We start from the raw sequence: 15,373 nt of genomic DNA, 5'->3' as shown, positions 1-15,373 counted from the left end.
GCTAGGGGGAAGAGAAGTGGCTAAAAAATCTTCGCTTAAGCGGCTGCGCCAAATTCGCAAGCGCACCTTGCGCAACAAGATGCTACGCTCGGCCTTGAAGACAGCCATCAAAAAATTCGAACAGGCTTTGGCGCAGGGAGCTCCCGATGTGGAGGAAAAGCTGCGGGCCGCCCTGCGGGCCATCGACAAGGCCCGGACGAAGGGCATCTTGCACCGCAACACTGCGGCGCGCAAGAAATCGCGCCTTATGCGTAAGTATAACCAGGCCAAGCTGGTCGCCAGCTAACCAGCCCCAGCCATAAGCCAAGCCTGCCACAGGTTGCGCTCCAGTCCCAGCCAGAAATCCTCTCGCCCGCTTTTGAAGGCGGCGTCCAGTTCTACCAACTGCAAGAAGAGCTGCTGGGCCTGTCCGCGGGGAAAACATCGGGCATGGCCCAATACCTTTTTAGCCACCCAGAGGGGTATTTTCCCTTCCTGGGCCAGCCTTTCTTCTCCTCCTCCCTCTGCTAAGATCTCCTGGGCCAGGAGCAGGAGACGCAGCTGCCGCAAAAAGAGGGCCAGAACCACTCCCGGGGGTTCCTTTTCCGCCAACACGCGGAGGCGGCTGAGGGCTCTCAGGTACTGCCGCTGGCTCAGATCGTCGGTCACGCGGAAAAGGAGTTCCTCTGGCGGAGGAGTTACCACTTCCTCCACCAGAGAGGAGGTAATTTCCTTTCGCTCCCCGGCGTAGTTCAGAACCTTCTCCCATTCCTGCCGCAGGAGGAAGAGATCCTGCCCCACACTCAAGAGTAGCCGGGCAGCTTCGGGAGCAATCTGCTTCCCAGCCTCACGAGCGCGCTTCTGCAGCCAGCGTAAAAGGTCGGAGGAAGAAAGATAAGCAAACTCTATTATCTTGCCTTTCTCAGCTAGCAAGCGGATAAGACCCTGCCTCTGCCGGTCGATCGGGGCCGTGGTGCAGAAGATGAGACAGGTAGTGGGAGAAGGATGGCGCAGGTAAGCAAGCAAGGCCCGATCCGCCTGCCTCCTGCCTGCGGCGAAATAAGGGGCGTTGTCTACCACCACCAGGCGCCACTGGGCCAGCACCGGCGGGGTACTGGCCGCGGCGGCCACCTGTTCGCCTGAAGCCTCCTCTCCGTCCAGCCGGACGAAGTCGAAGGGGTTGTCCTCCCCCACCAGCAGGACCCTGAACCAGCGCACGGCCTCCTTCTGCAGGTAGCGCTCCGGCCCCCAAAAGAGGTAGAAGGGACGAATCTCCTGCCGCTTTAGCTCTTCTAAAAGCTCAAGAAAGTACTGCACCTTAGCTTTCCCCCAGTTCGCGCTTTACCGCCGCTACCTTCCCTTCCAGGCTAAGCTCTTTGTCCCGGCGTTCATCGATCTTAACGGTAGTCACCACCCGCTGCACCCCCGCCGCGAAGGGGGCCAGGTGCATTTTCCGCACCAACTCTAGAATCTCTTCCAGCTCCCCCTCCACCAAAGTCCCCATGGCGGTTATCTCGTGCTTAAGGCCGCTTTCCTGGACGATTTTCACGCACTCGGCGACGTAACGCCCCACGCTGGGCGAACCCGTTCCCAGAGGAACCACCGAAATCTCAGCCACTACCATCTTTTTCGCCCCCCGTGGCCAAGCCTCTCCCCACGTTTCTTAAATTTTATCACGCCCCGAAAAAGTCTTGCGCCCTCTCTTTAAGAGAGGGCGCGCACCTGGTGAAGAAGCCTAGCTCAACTCTTCCCACTTGGAGCGGTAGAAAGCGCAAAATTCCTCGCCCAACTTAGTCAGGCTGCAAATCTTACTCTTGCCCTCGGCGGTCACGTCCACCAATCCCAGGGCGTAAAGTTGCATCACCACGTGATCAAGAACTGCCCGTTTCACCCGGGCCATGAGCGAGAGCTCCTCTTTGTTCATGCGCCCACCGTCACCCAAAGCGCGCAGCACCCGCCAAGCTTCCTCCGGGAGGCGGTGGTTGACGTAGGAGAAGTACTCGGAAAGAGGAGTCGCTAAGCTCAGCAAGGGGTCTTCCCTCCTCCAACCAAATAATTAACTTTTCGGCTTTTATTATGCTCCGGTTCACAGTTTTTTATTAGCGATTAAAAGTCGCCTTCGGTAGAGAAAAGACCCCTTAAAGGCGAGCCAGATACCGTTCTAGGGCATCCTCCCAAGAAGGCAAGCTGTAGCCTAGGTACTCTTTAAGGGGAAAGGTATCCAGAACCGTGTAGCGGGGGCGGCGGGCCGGACGGGGAAAATCCTCGCTGCGACAGGGGACAACGTTAGCCTTGATGCCGGCCAGGCGCACAGCGCTGCAGGCCAGTTCGTACCAGGAAGCTTTTCCCCCGTTGGTCACGTGGAAAGTCCCTCTGGCTCCAGCCAGGATGAGGTCGGTGATGGCTCGAGCGGCATCCGGGGTATAGGTGGGAGAGCCGTACTGGTCTTCCACCACCTTTATTTCTCCCTCGGCTTCCGCCAAGCGCAAAATCATACTCACGAAATTGCGCCCGGTGCCGAAAAGCCAACTGATCCGCACGATCAGGTAATCTCCGCCCTCCTCTCTTATTGCCGCCTCCCCCCAGTACTTGCTCTCTCCGTAGCGGTTTATAGGACGAGGAGGATCGTAAACGTGGTAAGGCTCTCCTTTTTCCCCGTCGAAGACATAATCAGTGCTTATGTGCACCAGCTTGGCCTCACTGGCAGCACAAAGGGAAGCCAGATACTTAACCGCCAGGCCGTTTACCAAAAAGGCCCGCCGGGGATCCTCCTCGGCCCCGTCCACATCGGTGTAAGCGGCGCAATTAACCACCACCCGAGGCCGGTACTCCCTGAGAACTTCCGCCACCGCCTTGCGCGAAGTTATATCTAGCTGCTGCCGCGCCAGCCCGATCACGTCAAAGCCACGTCCTTCCAACTCTTTAACCATGGCGCGCCCTAGGCGCCCTGCAGCTCCCGTCACCAGCACCCGCATAAAATCCCTCCTCATTCGACCCACTCTAAGGGTGGAAGATGGGGAATGATTCCCTGGCGGTGTCCCTCCTCCAGCAAAAGCCTCACCGCCTCTTTTCCTTTCGGCCCCAAGTCGAGCGTCCAGGAGTTGACGTACATCCCCACGAAGCGATCGGCCTCTTTTCGCTCCAGCCCCCGGGCAAAGGAAAGAGCGTAGTTTAGGCTTTCTTCCCGATGGGCCAGAGACCAAGCAATGGCTTCGCGTAGAAGGGAAGCCAGAAGAGAAGCTTTTTCCTGGTGGCGCCGGTGCAGTACGTTCCCCCCTAGAGGCAGGGGGAGACCGGTTTTTTCTCGCCACCATACTCCCAGATCGACCACAAGTTTTAGCCCCTCACGGGCATAGGTCAGCTGCCCTTCGTGAATCAGAAGACCCGCCGGCACCTCTCCCGACTTGACCGCCTCACCTATGCGGTCGAAAGGAAGAGTGACCGTCCGCACCTCTGGGGACCAGAGTTTGAGGGCCAGGTAAGCCGTAGTCCACTCCCCCGGAACGGCCACCAAGGAAGGAGTTCCCTTTACCTCTTCCCGCGTCACCACCACGGGACCGTAACCATCCCCCACACTGGCCCCGCAGGAGAGCAAGAGATAGTGCCGGGCCACATAAGGGTAGGCGTGGAAGGATATGGCCGAGAGATCGTAGGTCCCCTCCCTGGCCGCTCGGTTGAGCGTTTCGATGTCGGCCAGCACGTGCCGGAAAGTGAAGCCCTGGGTGTCGATCTTCCCTAGGCTTAGAGCGGCAAACATAAAGGCGTCGTCCGCATCCGGGCTGTGAGCCAAAGTAAGCTCCAAGGACTGCTCGCTCCTTTCCTCAAGGCTCGCTTTAACAGGACTTCTACAAAACTCGTTTCACCCCCTCCTCAGAACGGAGGAAATACTTCGGCACCGGGAGAAACTAAAGGTAAACGACGCTAAAGGGGGACCTTTATGGCAAAGATCGCCATCATCGGAGCAGGATCGGTAGGAGCCACTGCCGCCTACGCGCTTATAGCCAGCGGGCTAGGAGAAGAGATAGTGCTCATAGACGTAAATCGCGCCAAAGCCGAAGGAGAAGCCCTGGACCTGGGAGACAGCACCGCCTTCACTACCCCGGTTAAGATCTACGCAGGGGATTATTCGGATGTCGGCAATGCCGATCTTATTATTTTCGCCGCCGGGGCCAATCAGCGCCCCGGTGAGACACGGCTCGATCTCACCCAGCGCAATGTGGCCGTGCTGAAAGAGGTGGCAGGAAAGCTGGCCGTCCACTGGCGAGGGGGCATTTTGCTGATGGTGACCAACCCCGTGGACGTACTGACCTACGTGGCCTCGCGCCTGCTCGACCTCGATCCTCGACGCGTTCTAGGCACAGGAACCATTTTAGACAGCGCCCGCTTCCGCTACGCCCTAAGCCAGTATACCGGGGTGGATGCCCGCAACCTACACGCCTACGTCATCGGCGAACACGGAGATACGGCCGTTCTCCTGTGGAGCCGGGCCACCGTGGCCGGCATACCCTTGGAAGACTTTTGTCAACAGCGCGGCCTAAAACCGCCAGATAAGGAGCAAATCGACCAGTATGTGCGCCAAGCCGCCTACCGCATCATCGAGCGCAAAGGAGCCACCTACTATGCCATCGGGCTCGGGATCCGCCGCCTCTGCGAGGCCATACTCAAGAACCAGCATAGTGTGCTAACCGTCACCGGTCCGGTGGAGGGAACCTACGGGTACGAAGGGGTGGCCTTCAGCCTGCCTACCGTGGTGGGCAGAGAAGGACGACTCTTCACCCTTGAGCTCCCCCTTTCTTCCAGGGAAGAAGAAGAGCTCAGGCGCTCGGTGGACACGCTTCTAAAGGCACAAGCCGAGGTAGGTTTCTAAGAGCCTACCTCGGCCACATAGTATTCGAGAAAGGTGAGGAGCTCTTCCTTGAGCTTGTTCTGCTGGTAGATGCCCCAGCCAGCTGTGAGCATGAGGGGAGAAAAGATGAGCACCCCTGCTGCTCCTGCTGCTGCCTTATCAAGCCAGCGAGTGACTTGAGTGGAAACCTCCACTCCTTCTCCGCGCGGGCGCAGGTAAACGGTAAAGGCGGCGGACATGCCTGCCACCTGCGCCCACGTCCCTCCCTTGCGGGCCTGCACCACCACCCCGGTCTCGTCCTTGAGCCTCTGGGTCTCAAAACCCCGCCTTTTGAACCACAGCTCCACCGCCTGCCCCAGGTGTTCAGGGGTGAGTGAAGTACGATAAATGCGCAGGCTCAATTTTTAAGCCACCACCTATCTTCAAAGGATTAGCATGGCATCCCCGAAGCTAAAAAAACGGTAGCGCAAGCGTACGGCTTCAGCGTACGCGCGCAGGATTTTTTCCCTCCCGGCAAAAGCCGCCACCAGCATGAGGAGTGTGGAGCCGGGGAGGTGAAAGTTAGTCACCAGGGCGTCTATCACCTTGAAGCGGTAGCCTGGATAGATGAAAAGGTCAGTAAAGCCTCTCCCGGCTCGTACGAGTCCCCGCTCGTCGGCCACCGACTCCAGGCAGCGAACTACCGTGGTCCCCACCGCCACTATCCTCCTTCCCTCTCTCTTGGCTCGGTTCACAGCTTCGGCCGTAGCCTCCGGGAGATGGTACTCCTCCGAGTGCATGCGGTGGGCGGTTATGTCTTCCTCCTTGACCGGGCGAAAGGTATCTAGCCCTATATGCAGGGTGAGGGTTACCACTTCCACTCCCTTTTCTTGAAGCTTTTGCAAAAGCTCCGGGGTGAAGTGAAGTCCGGCCGTCGGCGCGGCAGCCGAGCCAGGCTCAGAAGCGTAGACCGTCTGATAGCGCTCCGGCTCAGCCAGCTTCCTTTTTATATAGGGAGGGAGAGGAATCTCCCCTAGCCGGTGCAGCAAAGAGAAAAAATCCCCTTCGCAGGTAAACCGGATGAGTCTCCCCCCACTTCCCAGGCGGCTCAGGACCTCCCCCCGCAAAAGCCCCCCACCGAACACTATCCGGGTGCCCTCCGGCACCCGGCGCCCGGGGCGGACCAGCACCTCCCACAAGTCCGGTTCCAGCTGTCTCAGCAGCAAGACCTCCACTTTCCCGCCAGTGCCTTCTTTCGCGCCGTAAAGGCGCGCCGGCAAAACGCGGGTGCGGTTGAGCACCAGAACGTCCCCGGGCACCAGGTACTCTGGCAGGTCGCGGAAAAGCCGATGCTCGAACTCCTCCCGGTCGCGGTAAACCACCATGAGACGCGACTTGTCTCTTTCCGGCAAAGGTTCCTGGGCAATGAGCTCCTTGGGCAAATAGTACTCGAAATCGCTGCGCTTAAGCGCCACCGCCATTTTAACCTCCAGGCACTATTTTAACACTCTCCGTCTGTCTCAATTGACAAATTCTCTAGCCGAAAGTTAAAATGAAGCCAATCGCAAGCTCTTTAAAGGAGGTTTTCGTCCATGCAGAAGATCCTGGTGCCGATAGACGGCTCGGAAAACTCCCTGCGCGCCCTACGGGAAGGGATTAAATTGGCGCGGATAAGCAACCAGGCCAAGCTCACCATTCTCACTGTGGCACCGCCGATAGACCCCACTTTCGAGTACGGCCCCTGGCTTACTCGGGAGCAGGTGGAGGAGGCCGAAAAGAGGGCTGCGGAAAAGATACTGGACGAGGCAGAAAAGATAGTTAAGGAAGAAGGATACCAGGCAGACAAGGTAGTGCTAGTAGGGGACGCGGGGCAAGAAATAGCCAACTACGCGGCCCAAAAAGGCTACGACCTTATAGTCATGGGCAGCCGGGGCATGAGCCCCCTCAAAGGAATATTTTTAGGGAGCGTGAGCACTAAGGTCATCGCCCTCGCTCCCTGCCCGGTTGTGATCGTGAAGTGAAAGGCTCCCAGCCTTTAAGACAGCCGGGCAGCCAAAAAGCTCAAAAGGTAAAGAAAGGCCAGCGAACCAGCAGTCAAAGCCAAAACCCAAAGGTCGGTGGTAGAAAGCTCGACTCTATCGGCCAGATGATGCCAGAAGGTTTGCTTATTCTCGCTTACCGCTCCTAACCCCAACGCTCTTTCCTTCATCAACTCTTCCTCCTCCGGGAAAAATTAGGCGCGACCGCCGGTTTTCACCCCCCCGGCGGTCTACCACGATAGAGGGTTTCGCTTTTTATCTCTTGCAAAAAGCGTGCCACAACTCCTGCCCTTTCCGTCACTTATTTTTCCCCGCAAGGAGGAAAAGCCGCCGCCTAAAATCTGAACACCGGTGTTCATAAGGTTAACAACTCTCTCCCGGGGAACGGACAACCTTGCGGGCGAAGACCAGGAAGCCCGTATGCCCTACCATACGATGGTATGGGCGCACGCTCTTCCCCTCTACCTGCCAGTGACGTACCAATACTTCCAAAGACTCTATCAAAGCGAAACTTTCCCTCTCCTCCAGCGCTTTGACCAACTGATCCACCTGAACGATGGAGGGAACGTAAGCGGAGAAAATTCCACCGGGCAAGAGGGTGGCCTCCACCGTATCCAAGGCCCGCCAAGGTTCAGGCACGTCGAGCAAGACTCGATCGAAATTTCTTTCAGGTATAGGCTCGTAGATGTCCCCCAACTTGAGCTCCAGCCCAGGAAGTTCTCCTAGGAAGTTTTTAGCATTCTGCTCTGCCCAGGCCAGCATGTCCTCTCGCACATCGTAGGCCACCACCCTGCCTGTCGGCCCCACCTGGCGCAAAACGGCTATGAGCAAAGCTCCACTCCCCACCCCACCGCAGAGAACCCTCGCTCCGGGGAAAATATCTGCCCAGACCAAGATAGTAGCCACATCCTTGGGATAGATAATCCCGCTTTTACGCGGCATGTTGAGGGTGTACTCCTTAGTAGAGGGATAGAATACCAAAAACTCGCGTCCCAGAGAAGACTTTACCACGGTGCCGGCCGGAGCCCCTATAATTTGGTCGTGGTCGATGTAGCCCCGGTGGGTGTGGAACCTTTTACCTGGGGTCAGTCGTTGCAAAAAATAACTCCCTTTGGGATCGACAAGTATCACTAGGTCGCCTTCCTTGAAAACCAAACCTTTCCCCCCTCCCTACTTCTCCGATAAGTTTAACAAGCCCCTTGCCTCCAGGCCAAGAAGGGAGCAAAATAGAAGCAAGCGAAGCTTGAGAATTTGGTAGTAAGGAGGAAAAGAAGTGGAAGAAGAGCTTTTGCTTCCCCCGGGAATGAAGCCGATAATCCATAACCTGGCCAGTGAGCTCGTGCTCAACCCCGGAGAAGAAAAGGTTTTCCCCGAGCTCAAAAGCCGGCTACTCAACGCCAACTTCCGCATCAAAACCGACGGGAAACTCATCCTCACCCTGGAGGAGAACCAGGACTCGAACTGGGTAGCTACCGACAAGACCGCCTGCCACGAGGGGGTTACCCTCTGGCAGTGCCTGCTTAAAAAGTCCACCTTCCGAGCACGGGTGAAAAACCCTACGAACAGAAAGGTGCAGGTGACCCTGGATGTGCTCATCCCCGAGATCGAGGAATAACTTGCCTCGGCGCGGAACCTTGGTAGCAGTGTGCCTCAGCGGGCAGAAGGGAACCGCCAAGGAACCGGTGGAGATGGGGAAGCTGGTGGCCGACTGGGGCCTGGAAGGGGACGCCCACGCCGGTACGGAGAGGCAGCTTTCCCTTCTTAACGAAGAGAAGGCCCTGCAGCTTACCCGCGCGTACGGTCTACCTTACCGCCCCGGGGTCTTCGCCGAAAACCTGGTGGTGCGCGATCTGGATCTGGATCAGCTTCAACCAGGCGACCGGCTGCGGGTGGGAGAAGCTCTTCTGGAAGTAGTGCAGCGGGGCAAAGAAGCAAAACCCCACCACTACTCCTATCACGGGTTGCGCCTTCTGCCTACAGATGGGATCTTCTGCCGGGTGGTCAAAGGCGGTTTAGTGCGCCAAGGAGATCCGGTGGAGCAAGTGTAGCCGTGAAGGAAGGTCGGTTCTTCCTAGGAACGAGTGGCTATAGCTACTCGCACTGGCGGGGGAAATTTTACCCGCTGGAGCTCGAGCGCGACAAGTGGCTTTCTTTTTACGCCCGGGAGTTCAACGCCGTGGAGCTCAACGTGACCTTCTACCGCTTGCCCCGACCCTCCACTTGGAAAAAGTGGCAGGAGCTAACCCCACCGGCTTTCGCCTTTGCCGTAAAGGGGCACCAGAACATCACCCACCGAAAGCGCCTGCGGGAAGTAGAAGAGGAGCTAGACCGTTTTTTGGCCCATGCTTCTCTGCTGGGAGAAAAGCTTCACCTTGTTCTCTGGCAGCTCCCTCCCGGAGCTCGTGCCGAGGAGGAGCGCCTGGAAAGCTTCTGTCGGCTGCTGAAAAGCCACCCGGTGGCCAGTAACTGCCGGCACGCCTTCGAGTTCCGTCATCCCTCCTGGTTCCGCAACGAGACATACGCGCTTCTGCGCCGCTTCAACTTCGCCCTCTGCTGGGCCGACGCTCCCCGCTGGCCCTGCGTGGAGGAGGTGACCGCTGATTTCGTCTACCTCCGCTTCCATGGACACGAGAGACTCTACGCCTCCTGCTACCCCACCGAAATACTGAACCGCTGGGCGCAAGTCATCCGCCAGCAGCTGAACACCGGGAGAGACGTCTACGCCTTCTTCAACAACGACGCCGCCGGTTACGCCGTGGCCAACGCTCGGGAATTAAGGGAGTTGGTGAAGGCCCTTAACCCCCCAGGCGGCTAAGGTGGTCTATCTCCGGCAAGGAGGAAGGGCGGGAGCGCTTCAAGACTATCGCTTGAGCCAGAAGGCGCACCAGCTCTTCTTCCCCTGCTCCTGCCCGCAACGGGCCTTTCAGGTCCACCTCCCCTCTTCCGAAAAGACAGGGGTGGAGCATACCGGTGGCGCTCAGACGCAGACGGTTGCAGCGGGAGCAGATGTGTCCGCTCATGCCGGCAATGAATCCTACGGTACCCTGCGCTCCGGGAATCCGATAGTAACAGGCCGGGCCAGCACCCTGTAGTTTTTTCACCTCAAGCAGGGGACCGAAATGTTTTTCCAGTCGCGCTCGCACTGCCGCCGCGCTCAGAAAGGCCTCCCGAAACCAGGCACGGGCCGGACCAAAAGGCATGAGCTCGATGAAACGGACGTGCAAAGGACGTTCCAGGGAAAGAGCAGCCAGCTTGATAAGTTCGTCTTCGTTAAACCCTTTTATGACCACCACGTTGAGCTTGACCGGCTCAAGCCCCAGCTCTAAGGCTAGTTCGATTCCCTCCCACACCCGGATAAGTTCTCCTCCCCGCGTGATGAAGCGGTAGCGGTGGGGGTCTAGGGTGTCGAGGCTCACGTTCACCCGCCTAAGCCCCGCTGCCGCCAGTTCCCTGGCCTGCGCCGCCAGAAGAATCCCGTTGGTAGTAAGGGCCAAATCGTCGATCCCCTCGACAGCTGCCAGCTGGGCCACCAGAGAGGAAAGATTTTTGCGCACCAAAGGCTCTCCGCCGGTAAGCCTTACCTTCCTTACTCCTATGCGGGTGGCGGCCCTCACTATCCGGGTGATTTCCTCGAAGCGCAAGATTTCCGCGTGCGCCACTGTCTTTACCCCTTCTGGCGGCAGGCAGTAACGACAGCGCAGGTTACAGCGATCGGTCACCGACACCCGTAAGTAGTTGACCTTCAAAGTATCGCCCCTCTTAATGGGGGAGGGTGCCGTGGGAGAAAAAGGCTAACAGCACGGTGATTATCAGAAGGAAAGCCACCGCTACCAGGTCGAGCGTCACCGTGGGACGGTAGACTCCCAGGATGAGCTGCCGCCGCACCCAGAGAAAGCGAATGGTGGCCAGCACTAGGAGTACCGCCGCCCCGCCCAGCAGTATCTCCCCCATTATTTTCAAGTGCCCCCCGCCAGCCCGTGCAGCCCCGGTCGGAGAGGCCATCTCTATGAGAGAAGTCCAACGAACCAGCACGAAACCAAAAGCGATAAGCGCCAGGCAGGTGCGCACCCAGGCCAGAAAAGTGCGCTCGTTGGCCAGGTGAGCCCGCACGTGCGCCCGCACGGTGAGGTACTCTTCCTCTTTCTTCCCCTTATCTACCGGCTCCTCCGGTCGCATATCAACTCTTCTCCTACCGTTCCCGGCGGAACGAAAACCACCCGGCTGCGCAAACGCATAACCTCCTTGGCGCGGGCCGCCAAGCGCTCTGCCAGCTCCTCCTTAGGCTCTACCCCTTCCGCCAGCTCCGCCTCCAAGGTGAGTTCATCTTTAAAATCGTGCTGGGTGACCACGGCCCGCAAGGCTTTGATTTCCGGAAACTCCTGGGCCAGAGCCTTGACTTGATGGGGGTAAAGGAAAAGACCCCGCACCTTGACTCCCGCCGCCGTACGCCCCAGCACCCCCGCTAGGCGCCTGCCCGGGCGTCCGCAGGGACAGGGCTCGGTTATGAAGGCGCTCAAGTCACCGGTAGCTAGCCGCAGGAGAGGATAGGTGGCATCCATCAAGGTTAGCACCACCTCACCCACCTCCCCTTCTCCCACCGGCTGCCCTGTATCCGGATCCACTATCTCCACGATGACTCCTTGAGCCAGGTGCATCCCTTGCTTAACCGGACACTCGTAGGCCACACAGCCCACGTCCGCCGTCCCGTAGCCCTGGAAAACCTCTACGTCGTATTTGCTCCGTAAAAGCTCTCGGAGCTCCGGGGCCAAATACTCGGCCGTCACCCAAGCCCGCCGAAGCTTGAGCTCCCCTACCAGGTTCATCTCCTCCGCCTTCTTGAGAAGAGAGTAAAGGAAGCTTGGCACCCCGACGTAGCCGGTAACCCCTAGGTCGCGCATCACCTTTACCTGCAGCTCAGTATTTCCTACCCCGGCCGGGACCACCACGCAGCCCAGTTTTTGCAGAGCTTCGTCGAACATGAAGCCAGCCGGAGTGAGATGGTAAGAGAAGGTGACCTGCACGATGTCTCCCGGGCCGAAGCCGGCGGTGCTCAGTGCCTCTTCCCAGCGCCAGTAGTCCTCTTCCCTCCCCTGCGGGTCGTAGATGGGCCCGGGGGAGACGAAGATGCGGCGCAGATGGGAAACTGGAGCAGCTAAGAAACCTCCGAAGGGGGGTTCGGCCTGCTGGCGCTCCCCCAACTCCGTCTTGCGCAAAAGGGGGAGCCTAGGGAGATCGGCCGGGGAGCTCACATCTTCCGGCCTGAGCCCTGCCCGGTCAAAGCGCTCCCTTATCGCCGGAGCTCGTTCGTAGGCGTAGCGGATGAATTCTTGGAAGCTTAAAAAGCTCACGACAGCCACCTCTTGCGCCGTTTGTAGTGTTTGACCTCTCGGTAGCTCTTGCGCCCTTCCGGCGTAAGCCCCAGATAGAACTCCCGCACATCTTCATTTTCTCTAAGCTTCTCCGGTTCTCCTTCCAGGACTATACGCCCGTTTTCCATGACGTAAGCGTAATCGGCCACCGACAAGGCCACCCGCGCGTTCTGCTCCACCACCAAAATGGTGGTCCGCTCCCGGCGGTTTATTTCCTTGACGATGTGGAAGATTTCGCTGACCAACAGGGGCGAAAGGCCCAAAGAAGGCTCGTCCAGCAGAACAAGGTGCGGACGAGACATCAAAGCCCTGCCTATGGCCAGCATCTGCTGCTCCCCACCGGAAAGGTAACCGGCTATCTTCCGTCGCAGTTCCTTAAGACGGGGAAAATAGGAGTAGACCTTCTCCAGGTCCTCTTTTATACCCTGGCGATCGCGCCTGAGACAAGTGGCGGCCAGGAGGTTTTCCTCCACCGTGAGGTGCTCGAAGACATGTCTTCCCTCCAAGACATGAAAGATTCCTTTACGGGACACCTTTTCCGGGTCCCAATTAGTGATATCCTCTCCCTGAAAGATGACCTGCCCGTCGGTAACCTTACCCCGTTCCACTTGCAAAAGACCGGAGATAGCCTTGAGGGTAGTGGTCTTCCCAGCACCGTTGGCCCCCAGCAGGGCCACGATGCTGTGCGGGGGCACTTTAAGCGAAAGCCCCTTGAGCACCAGCACCACGCGGTCGTAGATCACCTCTACGTTGTTGAGCTCTAGCAAGGCTGCACCCCCTTCTTGAGAGTATTTTTGGGGGGCGCCTCTAAGCACCCCCCTGTCCCTACCTGCAGCTTATCCAGTCGGTGATATATACAAACTTGCCGTTTTCCACCCTGGCTAGCCGTATGCGATCCGTACCCCGGTGGCTGGTGGCGGTAAAGGTTATGGGGGCAGACAATCCACCGGTGTCGAAGTCTTTCAAACTCTCTAGGCCCTTGCGCACTCCCTCTCCGGTAAGATTGTTGCCGGCCCGCTTCACCCCTTCCAGCATGATCATGGCCGAGACCCAGCCCTGGATAAACTTCTGGTTTTTATCCTCCAGCTTCTGCCCTTTAGAAGCCAGGTACTCCTTAATGGTCTTGAGCCCGGGAGCATTGTCATAAGGGAAGGCGAAGGGTATGACCCCGATGTAACCTTCCGCCGCCGGGCCGGCCAGCTTGATCACCTTTTCATCCGCCGCCCAGTTGAGCCCAATGAACTGGGTCTTGAGCCCCAACTTTTTGGCGTCCTTTAGCGTGGTAGCGGCCAAGTTGGAAGTGCCCTGGACGATGGCGAAGTCGGCCCCCTTGTTCTTAAGGTCGAGCATCTGCGGGGTGGCGTCCAGCGCGGTCAGCCCCACTATCTCGTCCCCTACTACCTCTATCCCTATCTCCTTGGCAAACTTCTTGGCGTCGTCAATGGGAGAGCGGCCGAAGGGAGTATCGTTGTAAACAAAGGCCACTTTAGGCGGTCCCTGACCCTTCCAGTTATCTTTGATCCACTTGAGGGCCGCCTTGGCCTGATCGGAATAAGAAGCCGCCACCAGGAAGTTGTAAGGGCAGGTCTTGATATCCGCCAGGCTTTCCGCGTAAGAGCCAGAGATGTAAGGGATCTTGTCAGCGGCGATCATGCTTTTCAGCGCCTCGGTATCGCCCGTCCCCCATCCCAGTATGGCGATGACCCGCTCCTGCTTCACCAGGCGGTTGTAGGCCTCTACCGCCCGATTCTTGTCGTAGGCGTAGTCAATCTCCTTGAGCTCCACCTTGCGGCCGTTAATACCGCCGTGCTGGTTCACATAGTCGATGTAAGCCCGCACACCCTCAGCGTAAGGGACTCCTACATCGGAAGTGGCGCCGGTAAGGTCGAAGATCCCGCCGATCTTAATGGGACCTTCGGCCGAGGGAGCGGCACCTTTGCCACCACAGCCGGCAACCACCACCAACCCCAAAACCATAACCGCCAAAATCAACCACCGGTAACGCTGCATCTTCTTCCCTCCTTGTCCGGAATGTTTGGCTTAGGTCTGCAGCCTCCACCCGTACACTTCAAGAAGACTCCCACCTCCCCTTAGTAAGAAAAGGGCCACAGGCGGAAGTAGTCTTTAATGTGCCGCCAGAGCTTGGCCAGGCCCTGAGGCTCGAAGATCAAAAAGAGGATGATCACTAAACCGAAAAGAGCTGTCTGGCAGGCCGAGAGAAGGTTGACCATCTGGGGGAGGACGCCCTGCAGGGCTTGAGCCAGGTAACTCAAGGCTATGGGGAGCAAGGAAACGAAGGCCGCCCCGTAAACCGAGCCCAGGACGTCTCCCAGTCCTCCGATGACGATCATAGCCAGAAATTGGATGGAAACGTCCAGGGTGAACTGCTCCGGGGTGACCACACGGGTATAAGCGGCCAACATTCCTCCCGCCAGGCCGGCGTAGAAGGAGCTCAGGAAGAAGGCCCGGAGCTTGTAGCCGAAGAGGTCCACCCCCAGCATGGCCGCGGCCAAATCCCGATCCCTTATGGCCATGAAGGCTCGCCCTACCCGGCTGCGGGAAAGGTTAAGGGCGAAGATGACCCCGGCCATCGTCAGGGCCAAGGTTACGTAGTAGAAGACGGTGTCGTCGGCCAAAGAGAGAGGTCCTAGGCTCGGGGGGGTAAGAACCAGCCCGGCTGCCCCTCCGGTTATGGGTTCAAGCCGCACAAAGGCAAAGTCCAGTATAACCTGAGCCGCCAGGGTTGCTATGGCCAAGTAAAGCCCTTTCAAGCGCAGGGAAGGAAGGCCAAAAAAAGCCCCCACCAGAGCCGCCGCCAGCCCGCCCAGAGGTAAGGCCAACCAGAAGGAAAGCCCCAGCTTGGTGGTAAGCGCCCCCACCGCATAGGCTCCCACGCCCATAAAGGCAGCGTGCCCCACCGATATCTGCCCGGCAAAGCCGGTGAGCAGATTAAGTCCCACCGCTCCCAGGGCCATGATGGCCACCTGACTAGCTATGCGCAGAGGATAAGGTCCAACCAGCCAGGGAAGGGCCAGAAGCAGAGCGAAAAGGCAGAGCACTTTAATTTTGGCCGCTCGCGAGGGGAGAAAAGCCTGGTCTTCCTCGTAGCGGGTGAAGAAAAGGCCGCAGTTGGTCGTCCAGGGAAAGCGTAACCGCATCCT

21 protein-coding genes are annotated in these 15,373 nt (G+C 58.3%); 6 read left to right on the top strand and 15 right to left on the bottom strand.

Translation table 11 applies throughout. The features are described from left to right. Nucleotides 1-16: 16 nt before the first annotated feature. Nucleotides 17-286: a 30S ribosomal protein S20 gene (gene rpsT / locus DXX99_RS06720; protein ID WP_015739548.1), complete on the top strand. Its 270-nt coding sequence runs from the start codon at nucleotides 17-19 to the stop codon at nucleotides 284-286. Here rpsT and holA read toward each other — a convergent pair. From holA to DXX99_RS06695, 5 genes are all read right to left on the bottom strand, one after another. Then, a complete protein-coding gene (holA, locus tag DXX99_RS06715) occupies nucleotides 283-1,296 on the bottom strand; it encodes a DNA polymerase III subunit delta (RefSeq protein ID WP_115792733.1) in 1,014 nt (337 codons plus the stop codon). The two genes, rpsT and holA, sit on opposite strands and share 4 nt — an antisense overlap. A gap of 1 nt (nucleotide 1,297) precedes the next feature. Beyond that, nucleotides 1,298-1,603 carry an MTH1187 family thiamine-binding protein gene (locus DXX99_RS06710; protein WP_115792732.1) on the bottom strand — a complete coding sequence of 102 codons (306 nt, stop codon included), beginning with the start codon at nucleotides 1,601-1,603 and terminating at the stop codon, nucleotides 1,298-1,300. Nucleotides 1,604-1,714: 111 nt separating this feature from the next. Continuing rightward, entirely contained in the window at nucleotides 1,715-2,008 is a 294-nt protein-coding gene (locus DXX99_RS06705) for a helix-turn-helix domain-containing protein (protein WP_115792731.1), read from the bottom strand. Between the two features lie 109 nt (nucleotides 2,009-2,117). Continuing rightward, nucleotides 2,118-2,954 (bottom strand): dTDP-4-dehydrorhamnose reductase, encoded by an 837-nt coding sequence (gene rfbD / locus DXX99_RS06700; protein ID WP_115792730.1) that lies wholly within the window; start codon nucleotides 2,952-2,954, stop codon nucleotides 2,118-2,120. A gap of 11 nt (nucleotides 2,955-2,965) precedes the next feature. Continuing rightward, nucleotides 2,966-3,781 carry an MqnA/MqnD/SBP family protein gene (locus tag DXX99_RS06695; protein ID WP_115792729.1) on the bottom strand — a complete coding sequence of 272 codons (816 nt, stop codon included), beginning with the start codon at nucleotides 3,779-3,781 and terminating at the stop codon, nucleotides 2,966-2,968. A gap of 135 nt (nucleotides 3,782-3,916) precedes the next feature. Between DXX99_RS06695 and DXX99_RS06690 the strand changes: the two genes are divergently transcribed. Then, entirely contained in the window at nucleotides 3,917-4,846 is a 930-nt protein-coding gene (locus DXX99_RS06690; RefSeq protein ID WP_115792728.1) for an L-lactate dehydrogenase, read from the top strand. Here the strand turns inward: DXX99_RS06690 and DXX99_RS06685 are convergent. Together DXX99_RS06685 and queA are read right to left on the bottom strand one after the other, a co-directional pair. Beyond that, the gene (locus tag DXX99_RS06685) at nucleotides 4,843-5,226 is read right to left on the bottom strand and encodes a hypothetical protein (RefSeq protein WP_115792727.1); all 384 of its coding nucleotides are present in this window, start codon (nucleotides 5,224-5,226) and stop codon (nucleotides 4,843-4,845) included. The two genes, DXX99_RS06690 and DXX99_RS06685, sit on opposite strands and share 4 nt — an antisense overlap. Before the next feature lie 21 nt (nucleotides 5,227-5,247). Further along, nucleotides 5,248-6,285 carry a tRNA preQ1(34) S-adenosylmethionine ribosyltransferase-isomerase QueA gene (gene queA / locus DXX99_RS06680; RefSeq protein WP_134642962.1) on the bottom strand — a complete coding sequence of 346 codons (1,038 nt, stop codon included), beginning with the start codon at nucleotides 6,283-6,285 and terminating at the stop codon, nucleotides 5,248-5,250. Nucleotides 6,286-6,396: 111 nt separating this feature from the next. On the opposite strand from queA, the gene DXX99_RS06675 reads away from it, so the two are divergent. Further along, a complete protein-coding gene (locus DXX99_RS06675; RefSeq protein ID WP_115792726.1) occupies nucleotides 6,397-6,825 on the top strand; it encodes a universal stress protein in 429 nt (142 codons plus the stop codon). Nucleotides 6,826-6,839: 14 nt separating this feature from the next. Here DXX99_RS06675 and DXX99_RS11525 read toward each other — a convergent pair whose 3' ends face one another. Both DXX99_RS11525 and DXX99_RS06670 read right to left on the bottom strand, forming a co-directional pair. Further along, nucleotides 6,840-7,013 carry a hypothetical protein gene (locus DXX99_RS11525; protein ID WP_165847752.1) on the bottom strand — a complete coding sequence of 58 codons (174 nt, stop codon included), beginning with the start codon at nucleotides 7,011-7,013 and terminating at the stop codon, nucleotides 6,840-6,842. Between the two features lie 193 nt (nucleotides 7,014-7,206). Beyond that, on the bottom strand, nucleotides 7,207-7,998 hold the full coding sequence (locus DXX99_RS06670) for a tRNA (adenine-N1)-methyltransferase (RefSeq protein WP_115792725.1): 792 nt from the start codon (nucleotides 7,996-7,998) through the stop codon (nucleotides 7,207-7,209). Nucleotides 7,999-8,116: 118 nt separating this feature from the next. Here DXX99_RS06670 and DXX99_RS06665 point away from each other — a divergent pair, with 118 nt between their 5' ends. The 3 genes from DXX99_RS06665 to DXX99_RS06655 are packed head-to-tail and all read left to right on the top strand — an operon-like array spanning nucleotide 8,117 to nucleotide 9,658. Then, nucleotides 8,117-8,458: a hypothetical protein gene (locus tag DXX99_RS06665; RefSeq protein ID WP_115792724.1), complete on the top strand. Its 342-nt coding sequence runs from the start codon at nucleotides 8,117-8,119 to the stop codon at nucleotides 8,456-8,458. A gap of 1 nt (nucleotide 8,459) precedes the next feature. Beyond that, nucleotides 8,460-8,891, top strand: a complete 432-nt coding sequence (locus DXX99_RS06660) for an MOSC domain-containing protein (RefSeq protein WP_240610852.1) — start codon at nucleotides 8,460-8,462, stop codon at nucleotides 8,889-8,891. Between the two features lie 2 nt (nucleotides 8,892-8,893). Continuing rightward, a complete protein-coding gene (locus DXX99_RS06655; RefSeq protein ID WP_115792722.1) occupies nucleotides 8,894-9,658 on the top strand; it encodes a DUF72 domain-containing protein in 765 nt (254 codons plus the stop codon). On the opposite strand, the gene moaA is transcribed toward DXX99_RS06655, so the two are convergent. The 6 genes from moaA to DXX99_RS06625 form a co-directional block, all read right to left on the bottom strand. Next, a complete protein-coding gene (moaA, locus tag DXX99_RS06650; protein WP_115792721.1) occupies nucleotides 9,639-10,589 on the bottom strand; it encodes a GTP 3',8-cyclase MoaA in 951 nt (316 codons plus the stop codon). The genes DXX99_RS06655 and moaA overlap by 20 nt on opposite strands. A gap of 13 nt (nucleotides 10,590-10,602) precedes the next feature. Then, nucleotides 10,603-11,019, bottom strand: a complete 417-nt coding sequence (locus DXX99_RS06645; protein WP_115792720.1) for a YidH family protein — start codon at nucleotides 11,017-11,019, stop codon at nucleotides 10,603-10,605. Then, nucleotides 10,998-12,191, bottom strand: a complete 1,194-nt coding sequence (locus DXX99_RS06640) for a phenylacetate--CoA ligase family protein (protein ID WP_115792719.1) — start codon at nucleotides 12,189-12,191, stop codon at nucleotides 10,998-11,000. The genes DXX99_RS06645 and DXX99_RS06640 overlap by 22 nt, the downstream gene beginning before the upstream one ends. After that, on the bottom strand, nucleotides 12,188-12,979 hold the full coding sequence (locus DXX99_RS06635; RefSeq protein WP_115792718.1) for an ABC transporter ATP-binding protein: 792 nt from the start codon (nucleotides 12,977-12,979) through the stop codon (nucleotides 12,188-12,190). The genes DXX99_RS06640 and DXX99_RS06635 overlap by 4 nt, the downstream gene beginning before the upstream one ends. A 58-nt stretch (nucleotides 12,980-13,037) precedes the next feature. After that, complete coding sequence (locus tag DXX99_RS06630) at nucleotides 13,038-14,222, bottom strand: ABC transporter substrate-binding protein (protein WP_115792717.1); 1,185 nt, start codon at nucleotides 14,220-14,222, stop codon at nucleotides 13,038-13,040. An 80-nt stretch (nucleotides 14,223-14,302) separates the two neighbouring features. Further along, the gene (locus tag DXX99_RS06625; RefSeq protein ID WP_115792716.1) at nucleotides 14,303-15,370 is read right to left on the bottom strand and encodes a branched-chain amino acid ABC transporter permease; all 1,068 of its coding nucleotides are present in this window, start codon (nucleotides 15,368-15,370) and stop codon (nucleotides 14,303-14,305) included. Nucleotides 15,371-15,373 lie beyond the last annotated feature (3 nt).

It is taken from the genome of Ammonifex thiophilus, assembly GCF_003368535.1.
In the GTDB taxonomy this organism is placed as follows: Bacteria; Bacillota; Desulfotomaculia; order Desulfotomaculales; family Ammonificaceae; genus Ammonifex; species Ammonifex thiophilus.
The sequence above is the reverse complement of the archived record's forward strand: the minus strand, read 5'-3'. Positions and strand labels throughout refer to the sequence as shown.

What these genes read in the sequence shown, in the direction of transcription:
- DXX99_RS06710 (WP_115792732.1), bottom strand. Translation starts at nt 1,603, where the DNA reads ATGGTAGTGGCTGAGATTTCGGTGGTTCCTCTGGGAACGGGTTCGCCC.
- rfbD (WP_115792730.1), bottom strand. Translation starts at nt 2,954, where the DNA reads ATGCGGGTGCTGGTGACGGGAGCTGCAGGGCGCCTAGGGCGCGCCATG.
- DXX99_RS06690 (WP_115792728.1), top strand. Translation starts at nt 3,917, where the DNA reads ATGGCAAAGATCGCCATCATCGGAGCAGGATCGGTAGGAGCCACTGCC.
- queA (WP_134642962.1), bottom strand. Translation starts at nt 6,285, where the DNA reads ATGGCGGTGGCGCTTAAGCGCAGCGATTTCGAGTACTATTTGCCCAAG.
- DXX99_RS06675 (WP_115792726.1), top strand. Translation starts at nt 6,397, where the DNA reads ATGCAGAAGATCCTGGTGCCGATAGACGGCTCGGAAAACTCCCTGCGC.
- DXX99_RS11525 (WP_165847752.1), bottom strand. Translation starts at nt 7,013, where the DNA reads ATGAAGGAAAGAGCGTTGGGGTTAGGAGCGGTAAGCGAGAATAAGCAA.
- DXX99_RS06645 (WP_115792720.1), bottom strand. Translation starts at nt 11,019, where the DNA reads ATGCGACCGGAGGAGCCGGTAGATAAGGGGAAGAAAGAGGAAGAGTAC.
- DXX99_RS06630 (WP_115792717.1), bottom strand. Translation starts at nt 14,222, where the DNA reads ATGCAGCGTTACCGGTGGTTGATTTTGGCGGTTATGGTTTTGGGGTTG.
- DXX99_RS06625 (WP_115792716.1), bottom strand. Translation starts at nt 15,370, where the DNA reads ATGCGGTTACGCTTTCCCTGGACGACCAACTGCGGCCTTTTCTTCACC.